This window comes from Devosia albogilva (assembly GCF_042685625.1).
In the GTDB taxonomy this organism is placed as follows: Bacteria; Pseudomonadota; Alphaproteobacteria; order Rhizobiales; family Devosiaceae; genus Devosia; species Devosia albogilva.
In genome coordinates, this window is record NZ_JBHUNP010000001.1 from 2,139,897 (window position 1) to 2,155,976 (window position 16,080).

A 16,080-nucleotide genomic window follows, 5' to 3' on the forward strand; every position below is an offset into this window, starting at 1 on the left:
TGCCATGCAATTGCAATACAATCCCGCCGAAATCGATCCGGCGGGCTGCATTGCGGTTTATCTCTGCATAATGGTGTCGCGACAGTGTGACGGCACCACCCGTTCAGGGGGTGACGGCACGATCGAGAAACATTCGGTAGGCCGGATTCTCCGTTTCCTCCCAATAGGGGAAGCCGATGGCTTCCACATGCGTGAGGAAGTCGCCGCGGGTCGCCTCCGGCACCTCCACCCCCACCAGCACCCGGCCATAATCGGCCCCATGGTTGCGGTAGTGGAACAGGGTGATGTTCCACGCATCGTTCAGCCCTTCGAGGAACTTGAGCAACGCTCCCGGGCGCTCCGGGAACTGGAAGCGGTAGACCGTCTCGTTGTCGAGTCCGTCCACTCGGCCCCCTACCATGTGGCGCACATGGAGCTTGGCCACCTCGTTGTCGGTCATGTCGGTGACGCCGAGACCGTTGGTGGTCAGCAGGTCGATGATTTCCTGCTTCTCGGTTTCTCCGCGGCTGAGCTTGACGCCGACGAAGATCTTGGCGGTGGTACCTGGGGCATAGCGATAGTTGAACTCGGTGATCGCGCGGTTGCCGAGCAGGCGGATGAAGGCGCGATAGCTGCCGCGCCGCTCGGGGATTTCCACGGCGAGCAGTGCTTCCGCGCGCTCGCCGATCTCGGCCCGCTCCGCCACATAGCGCAGCCGGTCGAAATTGACGTTGGCGCCCGAATTGACGGCGATCAGCGCACCGGCGGGAGCGGTGCGGTCCTCCACCTGCCGCCTGAGCCCGGCGAGCGCCAGCGCCCCTGCCGGCTCCGCAATGGCCCGATGATCGTCGAAGATGTCCTTGATGGCGGCGCAGATCTCGTCGGCGCTGACGGTGACGATATCATCCAGCAACTCCCGGCATAGCCGGAAGGTCTCGTCCCCCACCTGGCGGACCGCCACGCCGTCGGCGAAGAGCCCCACTTGGTCGAGCGCCACCGGGTGCCCTTGCGCAATGGCTTCCTTCATGCTCGCAGCTTCTTCCGGCTCCACCCCGATGACGCGGATCGCCGGGTTGAGGAATTTGACGATCGAGGCGATTCCGGCCGCGAGCCCGCCCCCGCCCACCGGCACATAGATGGCGCCGATCTCGCCCGGATGCTGGCGTAGCAATTCGAGCCCGATCGTTCCCTGGCCGGCGATCACGTCCGGATCGTCGAACGGGTGCACCATCACCAGGCCGTGCTTGTCCGCCAGTTCCACCGCATGGGCGCGCGCCGCATCGAACCCGTCGCCGAACAGCACCACCTCGCCACCGAGTCGCCGCACCGCCCCGATCTTGATCAGCGGGGTGGTTGTCGGCATCACGATCACCGCGCGGATGCCGAGCCGCGTCGCCGAGAGCGCCACGCCCTGCGCATGATTGCCCGCCGAGGCGCAGATCACGCCACGGGCGCGCTCCTCCGCCGTCAGCCGCGAGATGCGGTTGTGGGCGCCGCGGATCTTGAACGAGAATACCGGCTGCAGGTCCTCGCGCTTGAGCAGGATGTCGGCCCCGAGCCGCGCGGAAAGCAGCTCCATGCGCTCGAGCGGCGTTTCTTCTGCCACTTCATAGACCGATGAGGTGAGGATGCGGCGGACATAATCCTGCATGGCGGGCCCTTCCGGAAACTGCGCCGCAAGGACGCCCGAGCGCATCGATTGTCAAGTTTCACCCCTGACCATCCCCTGGCGGCGTGCTAGTCCCAATGCATGCCGATCGCCTCGACAGCCATGGTCTACGCTCTCGCCGCTTTCGCCGAGATCGGCGGTTGCTTCGCCTTCTGGGCCTGGCTGCGGCTCGGGCACTCTCCCTGGTGGGTGCTCCCGGGGATGGCGTTGTTGGCGGGGTTCGCCTGGCTGCTGACTTTGGCGCCCGCCGATGCCGCCGGCCGTGCCTATGCCGCCTATGGCGGCGTTTATGTGGTCGCGTCGCTGCTCTGGCTGACGGTGGTCGAGCGGCAACTGCCCGACCGCTGGGACCTCGTCGGTGGGGCGATCGTTCTTGCCGGCGCCGCGGTGATCCTCTTCGGCCCACGTGGATAGAGCGGCGGGTAGCGTCGGCCGCCGAAACCCATTAGTGACACGGTCCGACAGCAGGATCGCCGACGCTCAAGCCGACGGCCGGCCAAAAACATCGCCCCATCACTCACCTGGCGCGCCGCCCTGGCGGTGCCCGAAATCGCCCCGGAGAGGCGCCAACATATGTCGACTCCGAACGACGCCGTTGCCACACCCGATCCGCGCCGCTGGGTGGCGCTGGCGGTGCTGCTCATCGCCAATTTCATGAACCTGATCGACGTGACCATCGTCAATGTCGCCCTGCCGTCGATGCGCGACAGCTTCGGGGCCACCGATGCGCAGATCGAGTGGGTGGTTGCCGCCTACATCCTCGCCTTCGCTCTCGGCCTGCTGCCTTTCGGTCGGCTCGGAGACATCGTCGGCCGCAGCCGGATGTTCATGTGGGGCATGGTCGCCTTCACCGCCGCCTCGGCGCTGTGCGGCCTCTCGCCCAGCATCGAGTTCCTGATCTTTGCCCGCGTGCTGCAGGGTCTCGGCGGGGCGATGATGGCGCCGCAGGTGCTGGCCATTGCCACCGTCACTTTCCCGCCGAGCGAGCGCGGCCAGGCCTTCTCCTTGTTCGGCCTCTCGGCCGGCCTCGCCTCCGTCTGTGGACCGATCCTGGGTGGCGTACTGATCGAGGCGCAGCTGTTCGGCTTCGACTGGGAGCCGATCTTCCTCGTCAACGTGCCCATCGGTATCGCCGCGCTGGTGGCGGCCTGGTTCCTGATTCCGCGCCTGCCCGGCCACCCCTCGCTCAGCAACGACTTCGTCGGCATCGCCCTCAGCGCCATCGGCCTCGTGCTGGTGGTCTTCCCCATCGTCGAAGGCAGGGCCTATGGCTGGCCGCTTTGGGCCTTCCTCATGATCGCCATCGGCGCCGTGTTCCTTGCCCTGTTCGTCGTCTGGACCGCTCGTCGCGCGCGGCAGGACAAGCCGCAACTGCTGAACCACGACCTCATCACCAACCGCGACTACATGTTCGGCGCGTTGGTGGTCACCATCTATGCCTCGGGCATACCGGGCATGTTCATGGTGATCTCGCTGTTGTTGCAGGCCGGGTTCGACTTCACCCCGCTCCAGTCCGGGCTCACCAACGCCCCCTTCTCGGTGGGCGTGCTGATCGCCTCCTTCATCGCCGGCCGATTCGGCAATCGCTACCTGCGCAGCCGCCTCGCTGCCGCCGCCACCTTGCTGACGCTCGGTATCGGCACGTTGCACTTCATCGTCGCGGCGGTCTCCGACACCATCGATCCGTGGTGGTTCCTGGCTCCGCTGCTGATTGCCGGCATCGGGCTTGGGCTCGGCTTTTCCTCGCTGTTCCAGCTGGTGCTGCGCAATGTGCCGCCGCGCGATGCCGGCGCCGGCTCGGGCGCCCTGCAGGCGTTCCAGCAGATCGGCGGCGCCGTCGGCGTGGCGCTGGTGGGCGAGATCTTCTTCACCCGTCTTGCCAACGGCTTTGCCGCCGGCGCCGACACCCACACTGCCTTCGCCGAGGCCACCGCCCTGGCGCTCTGGTACCAGGTGGTCAGCTTCACCATCGTGCTGCTGCTCGTCCCCTTCTTCCGCCGCGGCCGCGGCGAAGGCCAGGACCGCCCCTCGGCGGCCCCGGTCATCGTCGAGGCGTAGCTAAGGTGTGCTCGCGCTGGCCGCTCACCTCTCCCCTGAGGGAGAGGTCGCCGCGTAGCGGCGGGTGAGGGGTTCATGGGTGGTGTTCTGCCGAGAGGCCTGAACCCTCACCCCGACCCTCTCCCCTCAGGGGAGAGGGAGCAAGGGCGCCGACACCCTCCTACCGAAGCCAGCCGCTCGGCCGCGGGTGCAACTCCATCTGCCCCTCGGCCGTGGCGCGATCGATCTCGGCGATCTCCTCGGCACTGAGCTCGAGATTGTTGAGCACGCCGAGATTGTCCTTGAGCTGCTCGAGCGTGCGCACGCCGATCAGCGCCGAGGTCATCTCCGGCCGTCGCAGCACCCAGGCGAGCGCCAGTTGCACCAGCGACTGACCGCGACGCCGGGCGATCTCGCCGAGCCGGTCCACTGCTGCGAGCACGCGCGGCTCGATATGGCTGGCGCGGAGTGATCCGTTCGGGTTGGCGCCGCGGGTCCCTTCCTTGTCGCCCGACGAATACTTGCCCGACAGCACGCCCTGCGCCAGCGGCGAGAAGGCGATCATGCCGATGCCCAGTTCACCACAGGCGTCGATGGTCTTGTCATTCTCGATCCAACGGTTCAGCACCGAATAGCTCGGCTGATGGATGGTGGTGGCCACCCCCATCTCCTTGAGGATGCGATGCGCCTCGCGCGTCTCCTTCTCGGGATAGGAGGAGATGCCGACATAAAGCGCCTTGCCCGAACTCACCGCGTCGGCCAGCGCCCCCATGGTTTCCTCGAGCGGCGTCTCGGGGTCGAAGCGGTGCGAATAGAAGATGTCGACATAGTCGAGCCCCATGCGCTGCAGCGACTGGTCGAGGCTTGCGAGCAGGTACTTGCGGCTGCCCCACTCGCCATAGGGGCCCGGCCACATGTTGTACCCGGCCTTGGTGGAAATGATCAGCTCGTCCCGATAGGGCCGGAAATCCCGCGCCAGCACGGTGCCGAACAGTTCCTCGGACGAACCCGCTGGCGGCCCGTAATTGTTGGCGAGGTCGAAATGGGTGATGCCCTGGTCGAAGGCATAGCCCAGGATTTCCATCGCCGATGGGTAGTCGCGCGTGCCGCCGAAATTCTGCCATAGCCCGAGGCTCACCACCGGCAGCTTCAGCCCGGAGCGGCCTGAGCGGCGATACTGCATGGTGTCATAGCGTGCCGTATCGGCCCGATAGGTCATGGCGAAGGTCCTCCCGATGATGTGCGGAGCGGCTGCCCGTGACGACGGCTGCAGCCGGTGATATGAGCGGGCCGATGAGCCCGGATCCTGAAATCGCCGCCACTCTGCCCCAAGCCGATCAGCCATACAAGGTAATGGCGATCTACAAATTCGCTGCGCTCCCGGATGCCGGGGCGATCCGCCCGGCGCTGGCCCAGTTCTGCTGCAGCCAGGGCATCAGGGGCACGCTGATCCTCGCGCCTGAAGGCCTCAACGGCACTGTCGCCGGCACCCCCTCGGCCATCGACGCCCTGGCGGAATGGCTGTTCGAAGGCCCCGATTTCGCCGGCCGGCTGGAGGGCGCCGAGGTCAAATACTCCCACGCCGCCGAGATGCCCTTCCTCCGCATGAAGGTCCGCCTCAAGCCCGAGATCGTCACCCTCCGCGCCCCGGAGGCCAACCCCGCCGAGCGCGTCGGCACTTATGTCGACCCGCGCGACTGGAACCGGCTGATCGAGCGCAACGACGTGGTGCTGGTCGATACCCGCAACCGTTACGAGGTCGGCATCGGCACCTTCCAGCGCGCGGTCGACCCGGGCACCGACAGCTTCGTCGAGTTCAAGGACTATGTCGCCGAAAAGCTCGATCCGGCGCAGCACAAGAAAGTCGCCATGTTCTGCACCGGCGGCATCCGCTGCGAGAAGGCGTCGAGCTACCTCCTGAGCCAAGGCTTCGAGGAGGTGTACCACCTCAAGGGCGGCATCCTTGCCTATCTCGAACAGGTGCCGGAAAACGAGAGCCGCTTTGCCGGCGAATGCTTCGTCTTCGACGAGCGCGTCTCGGTCGGCCATGGCCTCAAGCTCGGTGACGCCACCCTCTGCCGCGCCTGCCGCAATCCGCTGACCGCCGCCGACCGCGCCGACGCGCGCTATGTCGAAGGCGTAAGCTGTCCGCATTGCCATGGCGACGCCGCCAGGCACGCCGCCGCCGCCGAACGCCAGCGCCAGATCGATCTCGCCCGCCAGCGTGGTCGCGCCCATCTCGGCGATGCCGCCATCACCGATGCGGCGGAGGCCAGGGCGAGGAAGCGCGACCGCGCCGACGCCTCCCGCCGCGCCAACGGCAGCTAGCGGACCGCTCAGCCCAGCATCGACTGCTGCGCCCCCATGGCGGCCATCGAGCCGGAATAGGCGGCGATGGTGATACTGTGCATGCCGTTGCTCAGGTCGCCCGCAGCGTAGACGCCGTCGCGCGAGGTCTTCTGCCGTTCGTCCACCTCCACCATCAGGCCGGTAGGCGTTTCCTTGGTGTCGAGCCCGAGTTGCTCGTGCAGGTTCGCCGAGGGGCGGTTGCGCGGATGGGCATAGAGGGCGTCGAGCCCGATCTCGGTGCCGTCCTCGAGCGTCACGCCGCTGATTCCGCCCCCCGCCTGCTGAATGGCCGCAAGCTTGCCGTCGTGGATCTTGACCCCGCGCTTTTCGAGTTTGCTGCGCTCCTCGTCGGGAATGTCATTGCCGTCGAGGATCAGGGTGATGTCGTCCGTCCAGTCGGCATAAAGCGAGGTCGCATGCAGCGACAGCAGTGAACTGAACAGCAGGCCCCAGCGCCGCCCCGCCACCTCGTAGCCATGGCAGAACGGGCAGTGGATCACGGTCTTGCCCCAGCTCTCGGCAAAACCTGGAATGTCGGGGAACTCGTCGACGATGCCATAGCTGAGGATCAGCCGGCGCCCCGTGAAGCTCTCGCCCTCGGCAGTCTTGATGGTGAAGTCGTCCGGCTCGCCCGATACGGTTTCGGCCCGCCCCTGCACCAGCTTGACGGTCGGATATGCCGCGACCTGCTCGCGGGCCTGGCTCAGCACGTCTCCGGGTGGGACGCCGTCGAAGCCGAGTACGTTATGGGCGTGGCTGGCATAGCGGTTCCGGTTGAGCCCGGTGTCGAGCAGGGTGACCTTGCGTCGGGCGCGGCCGAGCTGCATGGCGGCGGCCAGCCCGGCAAAGCTGCCGCCGACGATGATAACGTCATCCATGGTGATGAGCTCCGGTAAGAAAGGGGAAGGATGTGGTCGATCCGGCGAGATCGGCCAGGGTGATGGTTTCGAGCCTGGCCGCGAGCAGCGCTTCGGCCTCGATCAGGAAGTCGGCCATCACGGCGTCGACGGCGCGGACAATGCCGCATTGGCGATCGCCGGGGTCGCTTTCGGCGCGGATCAACAGGCTTTCGCCCATAGCGGCCGATACGGCCCTGAGTGTCACTGCTTCAGGCGCCTGCTTCAACTGCCAGCCGCCCTCGGGTCCACGTGTGGCCGCAACGATGCCGGCCTCCCGCAGTTCCCCCAATACACGGCGTACCACCACCGGATTGGTCATCAGGCAGGTGGCGAGCGCCGACGAGGTCAGCGTCTGGTCCGGCTGCTTGGCGAGATGCACCAGCGCATGGAGGGCGAGGGAGAGGCGGCTTGACTTCTTCATGTAACTTTATTTGTTACATATATGGGCAGCCGTCAAGGGGCGGGCTTCACATAGATCTCAAGCCTCGATAGCGTCCTCGCTGAGTTCGGGAAAAAGCGCCCGCTCGCCAAGAAACGGGTGGATCTTCAGCGCCGCGCGCATGGTCTCCAGCGCCTGCTCATACTCGCCCCGCTCCTTGAGGATCAGCGCCCGTCCGGCGAGTGCGCCGAAATGGCGGGGTTCGCGCTCCAGCGTCGCCGCGATATCGGCCAGTGACTCGTCGTACTTGCCGAGCATGAAGTTCACCGTGGCGCGCTGGTTATAGGCCTCGGCATAGTCCGGATACTCGGCAATGACTGCATCGAGCGTCGCGATCAGTCCCGCCACGTCGCCGCGCCAGCGCAACTCGAGCGTGCTCGCCATGCGGGCGGCGAGCTCCGCGTCCGGCGGCTCCATCCACAGCCGCCAGATGTCGTCGGAGATGCCCTGCGCCGCAGCCGGGTCGGGCGCCGCTGCCAGTTCCGCGAACAAGCCGTCTAGTGCGGCCGCATACTCCGTCTCGCTGGTCTGCCCCGAAGCAGGGGCCATGGCGAAAAGCCCCATGAGGGCAATCAGCAGACCGGCGATGGCACCCATTCGCTTCCGCATTCACCGAGCTTGCGCCTCGGCGCAAGGACACGCAAGAGAGGTCGCAATTCTACAAGGAGAAAACCATGAGTGAGATGCTCCACCACATGATCAGCAGCGGCCCGCGTCCGGTCGCCCCGTTCTCGCATGCGGTGGAGGTTGATGGCTGGGTCTTTGTCACCGGCCAGATGCCAACCGACCCTGCCAATCCCGATGCGCCGCTGCCGGAGGGAATCGTCGCCCAGACCCGCAGGGTGGTGGAGAACTTGCGCATCGTGCTCGGCGGCATCGGCCTGGGGCTCGAGCATGTCACCATGGCTCGCATCTACCTGACCGAGTTCGAGCGCGACTACCAAGCGCTCAACGAGCTCTGGCCGAGCTTCTTCACCCCGGGCAGGCTACCGTCCCGCACCACGGTCGGGGTGACAGCGCTTGCGGTCGGCGCCCTGGTAGAGATCGATCTGGTGGCGAGGCGGCCGAACTGAGATGGAGCGCCTCGGCGCCAGCCGGTTGTCCCGTCCTTATTCACCACGTCATCCTTGCAAAGGCGGGGATCCACTCTTTCCAGGAGTGCAGTGGAAGAATGGATTCCCGCCTGCGCGGGAATGACACGGTGGGAGAGGCAGCGCCCTGAAGGACCGCACCCTTAGGAATTCAGGAGTAGTTTACGCCCCGTAGGCCCGCACGTTCTGCGTCTGCTCGCCGAGGCCTTCGATGCCCAGCCGCATGACATTGCCGGGCTTGAGCCAGACCGGATCCGGCTTGATGCCCATGCCTACGCCCGGCGGGGTGCCGGTGGTGATCACGTCGCCGGGCTGCAGCGACATGAACTGGCTGACATAGCTCACCACATGGGCGACGCCGAAGATCATGGTCTTGGTGGAGCCGTCCTGGTAGCGCTTGCCGTCGACTTCGAGCCACATCTTGAGGTTCTGCGGGTCGGCGACTTCGTCGCGGGTGACGAGCCACGGCCCGATCGGCCCGAAGGTGTCGCAGCCCTTGCCCTTGTCCCACTGCCCGCCGCGCTCGGTCTGGAAGTGGCGCTCGCTGACGTCGTTGCAGACGCAATAGCCGGCGACATGGTCCATGGCGTCGGCCTCGTCGATGTAGCGGGCTTCCTTGCCGATCACCACGGCGAGCTCGACTTCCCAGTCCGGCTTGAGCGAGTTCTTGGGAATGATGACGTCGTCGTTGGGGCCGATGATGGCACTGGTCGCCTTCATGAAGATGATCGGCTCGGCCGGGATCGGCGCGCCGGTTTCGGCAGCATGGTCGGCATAGTTGAGGCCGATGCAGATGAACTTGCCGACCTGACCCACGCAGGGGCCGATCCGCTCGTCCGCACTCAACTGCGGCAACGTGGAAGCGTCAACGCCACGGATGCGCTCCAGGCTCTCGTCGGACAGCGAGGCACCGGCCAGATCCGGGATGATCCCGCTGAGGTCCCGGATGGTGCCGTCTTCCGCAAGAATGGCAGGCTTCTCGGCGCCCTTGGCGCCCACGCGCAGCAGTTTCATTGGGTCTCTCCCTGTTCGTCCGCTAGGCCATAGCCACTGACATGTTAGCTGTCGAGGCCAGCCCGGCGCGATTCCGTTCGCCTATTGCGGTCGGATCACGCCCTTCTTGAGAATGATGTTGCCATAGAGCCGGCCCTCGCCGGTCTGCACTACCGCAAATCCGGACCGCACCCGCTCGTAGAAGCTGAAACGCTCCAGCAGATGAAGCTTCATGCCCGGCTCGTGCCGCGAGATGACGTCGTCGAAGGCATCCATCACCGGTTCGCGCCGCTCGGGCTCGCCCACCACCGCCATGCCGAAGGCGGCATGGTCCACGAAATCGTCGAGCGGCAGCACCCTAAGCACGGCATCGAGCACGTCGGTGGCGCTGTGCCCGTCGAGCCGCACCAGCCGCGTGCCCATGGCTGTGGCGGGATAGTTGGCGTCGACGATGGCGATCTCGTCGCCATGGCCCATGGCGCGGAGGATCGACAACAAGTCAGGGCCGAGCAGGGGCGGGATGTTCTTGAGCATGTGTGGCCTCAGCCGAAGGGGAAGTTGTCGCCGTCCGCCTCGAGCGCAGCACCATCGGCGAACAGTTCCGCATGGTCGCGGGCAAAGGCGAAGAGTTCCACCATCACCGCGTCGATATGGGCGCGCATGGCGCGTGTCGCCTGTGCCTGATCGCCGGCGAGGATGCCGTCGAGGATCGCCTGGTGTTCCGCAATGGTGTGGTTCAGCCGGCGCGGGGTGATGATCAGGCGGCGGGCGCGGTCGAGATTGGCGCGCGCCTGGTCGATGATGCCCTTGATCTTGCTGAAGCCCATCGAGCGATAAATGATATCGTGAAACTCGATGTCGACGGCGTGGAAGGCCTCGGCATCGTCTCGCTCGGCGGCGGCGCGCTGGCGCTGCATGTTCTCCTGCAGGGCCGCGACCAACCCGTCGTCATGCGCCCCGATCAGCACCCGCAGCGCCTCCGATTCGAGCGCCTTGCGGATCAGCATGTATTCCTTGACGTCGGCGATCCTGACCAGCGACACGGTCGAGCCACGCTGGGGAGCGATGTCGACCAGCCCTTCGGTCTGCAGCCGCGCCAGCGCCTCGCTGACGGGAAAGCGCGACACGCCCAACTGCTCGCAGATGGCCGTCTTGTCGATGGGGCTGCCCGGGGGCAGCGCCAGCGTGACGATCCCCTGGCGGATGGCGTTGGTCACCTCGACGGTGACACTGCCGCGCGCTATTCCGCCGGAGCGCTGCAGAAAAGAGTAGGGACTTGCTTCGGATGTCATGCTAACATGTTAGTAAGTGCCCGACCCGCTGACAACGCCCGTCGCCGCGCCGCACCATGGCGGCAAAGCGTGCTGCGGTAAATCCCCCGATCCCCGAGAGCCCGATCCATGTCCGAGACCATGACCCGCCCCGAGGCCAAGACGCTGGTGCTGAACAGCGCCGACAACATCGCGGTCGCGCTCAGCAATCTTGAGGTCGGCGCTGAGACCCCGCAGGGCATCATCATCCGCCGCCGCGTTCCCCGCGGGCACAAGTTCGCCACTCAGCCGGTGCGTGCCGGCGAGGCGATCATCAAGTTCGGCCAGATCATCGGCTTCGCCAAGGACGCTATCGAGCCCGGCGACTGGGTGCACGAGCACAATTGCGGCATGGGCGCCGGCGACGGCACCATTGCCCGCGACTACCAGTTCAGCGAAGGGGTCCTGCCGGTCGACATGGTCCCGACCGCCGAGCGTGCCACCTTCGAAGGCTATGTCCGCCCCAACGGCAAGGTCGGCACCCGCAACTATATCGGCATCCTCACTTCGGTGAACTGCTCGGCCACCGTCGCCAAGTTCATGGCCGAGGCCATCAACCGCTCCGGCATTCTCGAGGACTATCCCGGGATCGACGGCGTCATCCCCTTCGTCCACGGCTCCGGCTGCGCCATGGAGATCGACGGCGAGGGCTACAAGATCTTCCGCCGCACCCAGTGGGGCTATACCGCCAATCCCAATCTCGGCGCGGCGCTGCTGGTCGGGCTCGGCTGCGAGGCGTTCCAGATCGGCCGCATGAAGGAGCACTACGGCATCGCCGACAGCGACACCTTCCAGACCATGACCATCCAGGAGATCGGCGGCACCCAGAAGATGATCGATTGGGGTGTCGAGCGCATCAAGGAGATGCTGCCGATCGCTGCTGCCGCCAAGCGCCAGACCGTCGATGCCTCGCACCTGACGCTGGCCCTGCAGTGCGGTGGCTCGGACGGCTATTCCGGCATCACCGCCAACCCGGCCCTGGGCGCCGCCGCCGACCTGCTGGTACGCCATGGCGGTACCGCTATCCTCAGCGAAACCCCCGAGATCTACGGCGCCGAGCACCTGCTGACCCGCCGCGCCGTCTCGCGCGAAGTGGGCGAGAAGCTGATCGAGCGCATTCACTGGTGGGAGGATTACACCCAGCGCAACCGCGGCGAGATGAACAACAATCCCTCGCCCGGCAACAAGCTCGGCGGGCTGACCACCATTCTCGAGAAGTCCCTCGGCGCCGCGGCCAAGGGCGGCACCACGCCGCTGACCGCCGTCTATGAATATGCCGAGCCGGTGACCGAGAAGGGCTTCGTCTTCATGGACACGCCCGGCTTCGATCCGGTCTCGGCCACCGGCCAGGTCGCGGGCGGCGCCAACATCCTCGCCTTCACCACCGGCCGCGGCTCCGCCTATGGCTGCAAGCCGGTGCCCTCGATCAAGCTTGCCACCAATTCCGAGCTTTACGGCCGCATGACCGACGACATGGACGTCAACTGCGGCGATATCATCGACGGCGTCTCCATCGAGGACAAGGGCCAGGAAATCTTCGATCTGATGCTCCGCGTCGCCTCGGGCGAGAAGACCAAGTCGGAAGCCCTCGGCTATGGCGACAACGAGTTCGTGCCCTGGCAGGTCGGGGCGGTGATGTGAGCACCCAGCAGCGCACAGTCGATTACCTGCTCGAGCAGACGGCCGGCGCCGGCAGCATGACCGCGCGCAAGATGTTCGGCGAGTACGGGCTCTATTGCGACGGAAAGGTGGTCGCCTTCGTCTGCGACGACCAATTGTTCATCAAGCCAACGGAGGCGGGTCGGGCCTGGCTGGGCGAGGTGACGGAAGCCGAGGCCTATCCCGGCTCGAAGATGTACTTCCTGATCGACGGCGACCGCTGGGACGACGCCGACTGGCTCGCGGCCCTGGTCCGCACCACCGCCGATGCGCTGCCCGAGCCGAAGCCCAGGGCACGGAAGGCCTAGCATGCGCAGCGCCCATGCCGCCATCACCGGCCGTGTGCAGGGTGTCGGCTTCCGCCTGTGGGTTGTCGGCGAGGCTGAGGCCAGAGGCCTCAACGGTTGGGTACGCAACCGCCGCGACGGCTCGGTTGAAGCCGTCTTTGCAGGCGACGATGATGCCGTCGCGGCCATGCTCGCAGCCTGCTGGCAACTGGCTCAGGACGAGGTCTACCACAGCTCCGAATTTGCATAGACCTCATGGTGAGCTTGTCGAACTACGAGGTCGCGGCCACGAAGCCGCAACAGACTCGATCCGCCCCTCCCCCTTCAGGGGGAGGCTGGGTGGGGGTTCTTGAGCCGATACACCCCAGCCTCCCGTTCCACCCCGCCCATGTCCGTCACCACCCCCCGGAACACCGGCTCAAGCACCCCGACCGGCAGATCCCGCCGCTGCGGATCGCCGATCAGCACCTCGGTGCCCGCCTCGCGGCAGCGCTGGAGAAACGGCAGCACCCCCGCCGCGACCTCCGGATCGTAGAACACATCCCCCGCCAGGATCAGCTCGAATCCCGCCGGCGGCTCTCCGGCGATGTCAACATCGACCAACGCCACGCAAACCCCGTTGGCCGCAGCGTTCAACTCCACTGCTGCCCGCCCAAACGGATCGATCTCCGCCGCGGCTACATCGGGCCCAAGCTGCGCCGCCACGATCCCCACCAGCCCGGATCCGGCCCCGAGGTCGAGCACCCGCCGCCCCGCTACCAGCTCCGGATGCGCCTGCAGATACTGCGCCAGCACCACCCCGCCGCCCCAGGCATAGGCCCAGTACGGCGCGGCATCACTGCCCAGCCGCGACAGCCGGCTACCGGAATGCGCCTGATAGACCTCGACCCCAGCCACTCCCGGCACCGGCCCTAGCCGCAAATGCTCGCGGATGAACAAGTTCGGTTGGATCAAGGGCGCTGCAGCCCCGTGGCGGCGACCGAGATCGCCATCAGGTATTGCGAAGAGGTGATGTAGAGCCGGTTCCGCCGCGCGCCGCCGAAGCAGAGGTTGGAGGTCTTGGCGCCGGTCTTGATCCGGCCCAGCAACTCGCCGGCGGGGTCATAGACGTTCACCCCCGGTCCTGCACTGGTCCAGATGCGGCCTTCCGTGTCGAGCCGGAAGCCGTCCGAGGCGCCGGTGTCGACCAGGGTGAACACGCGGCTGTTGCGCAGTTTCGCCCCGTCGACGTCATAGGCGCGGATCTGCTGCGGCGCATCCGGATCGTGGCTGCGGCCGGTGTCGGAAACATACAGGACGGACTCGTCGACCGAGAAGGCGAGCCCGTTCGGCTTGAGGAGATCGTCGGCCACCACGGTGAGCGAGCCGGCCGCCGGATCGAAGCGGAAGACGTTGCAGCGCTCCTGCTCCTGCTCGCTCTTGTAGCCCTCGTAGTCGGAGAGGATCCCGTAGGGCGGGTCGGTGAACCAGATCGTGCCGTCCGATTTCACCACCACGTCGTTGGGCGAGTTGAGGCGCTTGCCCTCGAAGCGGTCGACCAGCGTGGTGATGGTGCCGTCCCACTCCGTCCGCAACACGGCGCGCGCGCCATGGGAGCACGAGATCAGCCGCCCCTCGCGGTCGCGGGTGTTGCCGTTGACGAAGTTCGAGGGCGAGCGGAACGGCGTCACCCCCAGCCCCGGCACATAGCGCAGCATCCGGTTGTTGGGGATGTCGCTGAACAGGAGCATGTCGATGTCGCCGAACCAAACCGGCCCCTCGCTCCAGCGGCAGCCATCATAGAGCACGTCGAGCGTGGCGATGCCGATGGCGATGTCGTGGAAGCGGCGGTCGACATGCTCGATCGCCTCCTCCGACGGGATCATGTCGCCGGTCTTCCTCATGCGTTGGCCCTCAGGCGGCGGAGCAGCGGCGGCACGGCAAGGAACAGCACCGCCAGCACCAGGAAGGTGATCGACATCGGCGTCGACACCAGCACCATCGGGTTGCCCTGGCCGGCGGCCAACGCGGTGCGGAGGTTGTTCTCGGCCATCGGCCCAAGGATCAGCCCGATCAGCACCGGCGCGATCGGGAAGTCATAGACGCGCATGATGTAGCCCACGAGCCCCATCAGGCCCATGATGAGGAAGTCCATCCACGATTGCGCCAGCCCCCAGATGCCGATCAGCGCGAATACCAGAATGCCGGCATAGAGCTGCGGCCGCGGAATGCGCAGCAACTGCACCCACACGCCCACCAGCGGCAGGTTCAGCACCAGGAGCATGATGTTGCCGACATAGAGCGACGCGATCAGGCCCCAGACCAGTTCGGGGTTGGAGGTGAAGAGGAACGGACCGGGCTGCAGGCCGTAGTTCTGGAAGGCGGCCAGCAGCACCGCCGCCGTGGCCGAGGTCGGCAGGCCGAGCGTCAACAGCGGCACCAGAATGCCGGCCGCAGCCGCATTGTTGGCAGCCTCCGGGCCGGCAACGCCTTCGATGGCGCCCTTGCCGAATTCGTCGCGGTGCTTGGTCAGCTTCCGCTCCAGGGTATAGCTCAGCATGGTGGGGATTTCTGTGCCGCCACCGGGCAGCGCTCCCATCGGGAAGCCGATCACCGTGCCGCGGATCCACGGCCAGAACGAGCGGCGGAAATCTTGGCCCGACATCCAGGTGAAGCCCTTGGTGCGGGCGATTTCGCCGGAGCTGTGCCGGTAGCGGCTGGCGACGTAGAGGATTTCGCCAACCGCGAACAGCGCCACCAGCACCACGGCGAGGTTGATGCCGCGCAAGAGGTCCATCTGCCCGAAGGTCAGCCGCGGCTGGCCGGACATCGCATCAATGCCCACCACGGCCAATGCCAGCCCGAGGAACAGCGAGATGAAGCCGCGGACGCGGCTCGTGCCCATCACCACCGCCACCGAGGTGAAGGCCAGGATGGTCAGCGCGAAATAGTCGGTCGGCTTGAAATAGAAGGCCAGCTCCGCAATCGCGGGGGCAGCAAAGGTCAGGCACAGCGTGGCGATGGTGCCGGCGACGAACGAGCCGATGGCGGCGGTGGCGAGCGCAGCGGCGCCGCGACCGGCGCGGGCCATCTTGTTACCCTCGAGCGCCGTCATCATCGAGCCCGCTTCACCGGGCGTGTTGAGCAGGATCGAGGTGGTCGAGCCGCCATACATGGCGCCATAGAGCACGCCGGCGAACATGATGAAGGCGGCGGTCGGCGCCAGTTGCGTGGTCACCGGCAACAACAGGGCAATGGTCAGCGCCGGCCCGATGCCGGGCAGGATGCCGATCATGGTGCCGAGGAGCGAGCCGACCAGTGCCCACATCAGATTGGTCGGTTGCAGGGCTACGGAAAAGCCGTGCAGCAGCAGTTCGAAGGTTTCCACG

General features: G+C 66.3%; 17 protein-coding genes and 1 pseudogene. 7 read left to right on the top strand and 11 right to left on the bottom strand.

Going from position 1 to position 16,080, the window contains the following annotated elements; all coding sequences use genetic code 11:
* Positions 1-103: 103 nt before the first annotated feature.
* Positions 104-1,630, bottom strand: a complete 1,527-nt coding sequence (gene ilvA / locus ACFSX5_RS10810) for a threonine ammonia-lyase, biosynthetic (protein ID WP_386835623.1) — start codon at positions 1,628-1,630, stop codon at positions 104-106.
* Between the two features lie 99 nt (positions 1,631-1,729).
* Between ilvA and ACFSX5_RS10815 the strand changes: the two genes are divergently transcribed.
* Together ACFSX5_RS10815 and ACFSX5_RS10820 are read left to right on the top strand one after the other, a co-directional pair.
* Positions 1,730-2,062 carry a YnfA family protein gene (locus ACFSX5_RS10815; protein ID WP_386833410.1) on the top strand — a complete coding sequence of 111 codons (333 nt, stop codon included), beginning with the start codon at positions 1,730-1,732 and terminating at the stop codon, positions 2,060-2,062.
* 159 nt (positions 2,063-2,221) lie between these two features.
* A complete protein-coding gene (locus ACFSX5_RS10820) occupies positions 2,222-3,706 on the top strand; it encodes a DHA2 family efflux MFS transporter permease subunit (RefSeq protein WP_386833412.1) in 1,485 nt (494 codons plus the stop codon).
* 160 nt (positions 3,707-3,866) lie between these two features.
* Here ACFSX5_RS10820 and ACFSX5_RS10825 read toward each other — a convergent pair whose 3' ends face one another.
* Positions 3,867-4,904: an aldo/keto reductase gene (locus ACFSX5_RS10825; protein WP_386833413.1), complete on the bottom strand. Its 1,038-nt coding sequence runs from the start codon at positions 4,902-4,904 to the stop codon at positions 3,867-3,869.
* 74 nt (positions 4,905-4,978) lie between these two features.
* On the opposite strand from ACFSX5_RS10825, the gene trhO reads away from it, so the two are divergent.
* Positions 4,979-6,013, top strand: a complete 1,035-nt coding sequence (trhO, locus tag ACFSX5_RS10830; protein ID WP_449240239.1) for an oxygen-dependent tRNA uridine(34) hydroxylase TrhO — start codon at positions 4,979-4,981, stop codon at positions 6,011-6,013.
* Positions 6,014-6,021: 8 nt separating this feature from the next.
* Here trhO and ACFSX5_RS10835 read toward each other — a convergent pair whose 3' ends face one another.
* Genes ACFSX5_RS10835 through ACFSX5_RS10845 form a run of 3 tightly spaced genes read right to left on the bottom strand, consistent with a single transcriptional unit; the run spans position 6,022 to position 7,981 of the window.
* The gene (locus tag ACFSX5_RS10835; RefSeq protein ID WP_386833417.1) at positions 6,022-6,912 is read right to left on the bottom strand and encodes an NAD(P)/FAD-dependent oxidoreductase; all 891 of its coding nucleotides are present in this window, start codon (positions 6,910-6,912) and stop codon (positions 6,022-6,024) included.
* Positions 6,905-7,354: an Rrf2 family transcriptional regulator gene (locus ACFSX5_RS10840; RefSeq protein WP_386833418.1), complete on the bottom strand. Its 450-nt coding sequence runs from the start codon at positions 7,352-7,354 to the stop codon at positions 6,905-6,907. Before ACFSX5_RS10840 ends, ACFSX5_RS10835 begins: the two co-directional genes overlap by 8 nt.
* Positions 7,355-7,411: 57 nt before the next feature.
* Complete coding sequence (locus ACFSX5_RS10845) at positions 7,412-7,981, bottom strand: tetratricopeptide repeat protein (protein ID WP_386833419.1); 570 nt, start codon at positions 7,979-7,981, stop codon at positions 7,412-7,414.
* Between the two features lie 74 nt (positions 7,982-8,055).
* Here ACFSX5_RS10845 and ACFSX5_RS10850 point away from each other — a divergent pair, with 74 nt between their 5' ends.
* A complete protein-coding gene (locus ACFSX5_RS10850) occupies positions 8,056-8,445 on the top strand; it encodes a RidA family protein (protein WP_386835624.1) in 390 nt (129 codons plus the stop codon).
* Positions 8,446-8,625: 180 nt separating this feature from the next.
* Here ACFSX5_RS10850 and ACFSX5_RS10855 read toward each other — a convergent pair whose 3' ends face one another.
* The 3 genes from ACFSX5_RS10855 to ACFSX5_RS10865 form a co-directional block, all read right to left on the bottom strand.
* A complete protein-coding gene (locus tag ACFSX5_RS10855; RefSeq protein WP_386833421.1) occupies positions 8,626-9,477 on the bottom strand; it encodes a fumarylacetoacetate hydrolase family protein in 852 nt (283 codons plus the stop codon).
* An 81-nt stretch (positions 9,478-9,558) separates the two neighbouring features.
* Positions 9,559-9,990 carry an RbsD/FucU family protein gene (locus ACFSX5_RS10860; RefSeq protein ID WP_386833423.1) on the bottom strand — a complete coding sequence of 144 codons (432 nt, stop codon included), beginning with the start codon at positions 9,988-9,990 and terminating at the stop codon, positions 9,559-9,561.
* Positions 9,991-9,998: 8 nt separating this feature from the next.
* The gene (locus ACFSX5_RS10865) at positions 9,999-10,748 is read right to left on the bottom strand and encodes a GntR family transcriptional regulator (RefSeq protein WP_386833425.1); all 750 of its coding nucleotides are present in this window, start codon (positions 10,746-10,748) and stop codon (positions 9,999-10,001) included.
* Between the two features lie 108 nt (positions 10,749-10,856).
* Between ACFSX5_RS10865 and ACFSX5_RS10870 the strand changes: the two genes are divergently transcribed.
* The 3 genes and pseudogenes from ACFSX5_RS10870 to ACFSX5_RS10880 form a co-directional block, all read left to right on the top strand.
* Positions 10,857-12,407, top strand: coding sequence for a UxaA family hydrolase (locus ACFSX5_RS10870; protein ID WP_386833426.1), 1,551 nt, complete (start codon positions 10,857-10,859; stop codon positions 12,405-12,407).
* Complete coding sequence (locus ACFSX5_RS10875) at positions 12,404-12,733, top strand: TfoX/Sxy family protein (RefSeq protein WP_386833428.1); 330 nt, start codon at positions 12,404-12,406, stop codon at positions 12,731-12,733. Before ACFSX5_RS10870 ends, ACFSX5_RS10875 begins: the two co-directional genes overlap by 4 nt.
* A 1-nt stretch (position 12,734) precedes the next feature.
* Positions 12,735-12,914, top strand: a pseudogene (locus ACFSX5_RS10880) (acylphosphatase); the annotation flags it as partial.
* Positions 12,915-13,036: 122 nt separating this feature from the next.
* On the opposite strand, the gene ACFSX5_RS10885 reads toward ACFSX5_RS10880, so the two are convergent.
* Genes ACFSX5_RS10885 through ACFSX5_RS10895 form a run of 3 tightly spaced genes read right to left on the bottom strand, consistent with a single transcriptional unit; the run spans position 13,037 to position 16,079 of the window.
* Positions 13,037-13,666, bottom strand: coding sequence for a class I SAM-dependent methyltransferase (locus ACFSX5_RS10885; RefSeq protein WP_386833429.1), 630 nt, complete (start codon positions 13,664-13,666; stop codon positions 13,037-13,039).
* Positions 13,663-14,595 (bottom strand): SMP-30/gluconolactonase/LRE family protein, encoded by a 933-nt coding sequence (locus ACFSX5_RS10890; protein ID WP_386833431.1) that lies wholly within the window; start codon positions 14,593-14,595, stop codon positions 13,663-13,665. The genes ACFSX5_RS10885 and ACFSX5_RS10890 overlap by 4 nt, the downstream gene beginning before the upstream one ends.
* Positions 14,592-16,079: a tripartite tricarboxylate transporter permease gene (locus ACFSX5_RS10895; protein WP_386833433.1), complete on the bottom strand. Its 1,488-nt coding sequence runs from the start codon at positions 16,077-16,079 to the stop codon at positions 14,592-14,594. Before ACFSX5_RS10895 ends, ACFSX5_RS10890 begins: the two co-directional genes overlap by 4 nt.
* Position 16,080: the final 1 nt, after the last annotated feature.

Coding starts and splice junctions, on each gene's coding strand:
- trhO (WP_449240239.1), top strand. CDS start 4,979: ATGAGCCCGGATCCTGAAATCGCCGCCACTCTGCCCCAAGCCGATCAG.
- ACFSX5_RS10850 (WP_386835624.1), top strand. CDS start 8,056: ATGCTCCACCACATGATCAGCAGCGGCCCGCGTCCGGTCGCCCCGTTC.
- ilvA (WP_386835623.1), bottom strand. CDS start 1,630: ATGCAGGATTATGTCCGCCGCATCCTCACCTCATCGGTCTATGAAGTG.
- ACFSX5_RS10870 (WP_386833426.1), top strand. CDS start 10,857: ATGTCCGAGACCATGACCCGCCCCGAGGCCAAGACGCTGGTGCTGAAC.
- ACFSX5_RS10835 (WP_386833417.1), bottom strand. CDS start 6,912: ATGGATGACGTTATCATCGTCGGCGGCAGCTTTGCCGGGCTGGCCGCC.
- ACFSX5_RS10845 (WP_386833419.1), bottom strand. CDS start 7,981: ATGCGGAAGCGAATGGGTGCCATCGCCGGTCTGCTGATTGCCCTCATG.
- ACFSX5_RS10840 (WP_386833418.1), bottom strand. CDS start 7,354: ATGAAGAAGTCAAGCCGCCTCTCCCTCGCCCTCCATGCGCTGGTGCAT.
- ACFSX5_RS10865 (WP_386833425.1), bottom strand. CDS start 10,748: ATGACATCCGAAGCAAGTCCCTACTCTTTTCTGCAGCGCTCCGGCGGA.
- ACFSX5_RS10815 (WP_386833410.1), top strand. CDS start 1,730: ATGCCGATCGCCTCGACAGCCATGGTCTACGCTCTCGCCGCTTTCGCC.
- ACFSX5_RS10890 (WP_386833431.1), bottom strand. CDS start 14,595: ATGAGGAAGACCGGCGACATGATCCCGTCGGAGGAGGCGATCGAGCAT.
- ACFSX5_RS10820 (WP_386833412.1), top strand. CDS start 2,222: ATGTCGACTCCGAACGACGCCGTTGCCACACCCGATCCGCGCCGCTGG.
- ACFSX5_RS10825 (WP_386833413.1), bottom strand. CDS start 4,904: ATGACCTATCGGGCCGATACGGCACGCTATGACACCATGCAGTATCGC.
- ACFSX5_RS10860 (WP_386833423.1), bottom strand. CDS start 9,990: ATGCTCAAGAACATCCCGCCCCTGCTCGGCCCTGACTTGTTGTCGATC.
- ACFSX5_RS10855 (WP_386833421.1), bottom strand. CDS start 9,477: ATGAAACTGCTGCGCGTGGGCGCCAAGGGCGCCGAGAAGCCTGCCATT.